Source organism: Pseudomonas sp. 05N434, assembly GCF_056396965.1.
This window is the reverse complement of the sequence record NZ_JBFTMK010000754.1, coordinates 1-1873: the sequence shown is the minus strand read 5'-3', so window position 1 is coordinate 1873 and position 1873 is coordinate 1. Positions and strand designations below refer to the sequence as shown.

The 1873-nt window shown below is 61.0% G+C and carries 2 protein-coding genes; one reads left to right on the top strand and one right to left on the bottom strand.

Annotated elements, in window-relative coordinates; genetic code table 11:
- On the bottom strand, positions 1–1002 hold a 1002-nt coding region (locus tag AC1DLB_RS28960; protein WP_477786185.1), incomplete at its 3' end, for an MFS transporter.
- 235 nt (positions 1003–1237) lie between these two features.
- On the opposite strand from AC1DLB_RS28960, the gene AC1DLB_RS28955 reads away from it, so the two are divergent.
- On the top strand, positions 1238–1870 hold the full coding sequence (locus AC1DLB_RS28955) for a hypothetical protein (protein WP_477744248.1): 633 nt from the start codon (positions 1238–1240) through the stop codon (positions 1868–1870).
- Positions 1871–1873: the final 3 nt, after the last annotated feature.

Genomic DNA, 1873 nt, shown 5'->3' with positions numbered 1-1873 from the left:
GGTGTAGACCGCGCGCTGGCCGAGGACCATGTTCATTTGCACGCAGAAATCCAGTACCACGCCGGTCACGGCCAGGCCGATGACGCTGTAGGCCGGGTGGATGAAGGCCGGCAGGAAGCTCAGGCTGGCGAACAGCATCGCTAGCAGCGAGGCGAGGCGGGTGTGGCCGGCATCGGCCAGTCGACCAGCGATGGGTGCGGCAATCGCGCCGATGGCTCCGACCAGGGCGAAGATCGCGATCTGGGTTTGCGACAAGCCATGATTGCGCGCCAGTTCCAGCGGCACGGCGGTCCAGAACAGGCTGAACGTAGCGAACATGCAACCCTGATAAAACGCCCGTTGACGCAACACCGGTTGCTGGCGCAGCAGCGTCCAGAGCGAGCCCAGTAACTGGCCATAAGAGGCGCTGTGATCAGGCTGGCGCTTGGGCACCGTCAGGGCCAGTACGATGCTGATTGCAGCCATCAAAACTGCGGCAATGACGAACATAGCGCGCCAGCCGAAGTGGTCAGCCACTACGCTGGACACCGGCCGGGCCAGCAGAATCCCCAGCAGCAGACCGCCCATGATCCCGCCAACCACGCGGCCGCGCGACGCTTCCGGCGTCAGGTGGGCGGCCAGCGGAATCAGGATCTGTACCGACACCGAGCTGAAACCCACCAGCAACGAAATCAGCAGAAACACGTTCGGCTGATCGGTGAACGCCGCGCCCAGCAAACTGGCAATCGCCACCACGGTGGTGATGATCATCAAGCGACGGTTCTCCAGCAGATCACCCAGCGGTACCAGGAAGAACAGGCCCAGCGCATAACCAATCTGCGTCAGCGAAACGATCAGGCTGGCCATGGTGTCGGTCAGGCCGATGTCCGGCGCGATCAGGCCGATGATCGGCTGGGCGTAGTAGATGTTGGCGACGATCGCGCCGCAGCAGAAGGCGAAAAGCAGCACCATGCCCCGGGTCATTGTCGCGGCACCGTGGGGCGCCTGAGTCGCTGGATTCATAACATGGCTCGCTGAACAAGAAGGAATGCGCAGAGGCTAATCGGCTGGCTAGAGCGGCGGAAGAGGGTTTGGATTGATAGTAATCATTCTTTTGCGGAATGAGTAACGCCGGTATGCGCTGTCTGGCGATGAACCATGCGTCCAAACAGTGGGATCCGATGATACATTCACTGACATCCTCTTCGATAGCGTGCTTATGTTCTCCTGCGCTCCATAAACCGGAAGGTACTTCGATATGAATGCGATGTTCCGTCACCTGATTCGCGGCGCTTGCGTTGTTACCTTGATCAGTTTGTTCACGGCAGGTCTTGCTCAGGCTGCCGATGTGCCGCCGGGAATGCGCATTGGCGTGCGCGGCGAGATCACCGGCATCAGCGCCGACGTCATGAAGGTCCATGTCAACAGCGGCGAGAACGTGGTGATCAACCTGACCAACGACACCAAAATCCGCGCTGTCACCCTGGCCAATATCGAAGACATCAAGCCCGGCAGCTACATCGGCTCGGCTGCCGTGCCGCAGGAGGATGGCACGCTCAAGGCGCTGGAAGTCCACGTCTTCCCGCCGGAACTGGCCGGCAGCGGCGACGGCCATCGGCCTTTTGATCTGGTCAAGGGCAGCAGCATGACCAATGGCAGCGTAGGCGATCTGGTGGTCAGCAACGGCCGGGTTCTGACCGTCAATTACAAGGGCGGCCAACAGACGATTCTGGTGCCGGAGGATGTGCCGATCGTCAATCTGGTGCCGGGGGATCGCAGCTTGCTGAAGGTGGGCGTGAAGATCGTGACGTTTGTGACCCAGAGTGCCGACGGGACATTGACCGCTCAATCCATCTCGGCCGGCAAGGACGGTGTGACGCCGCCGATGTAACGG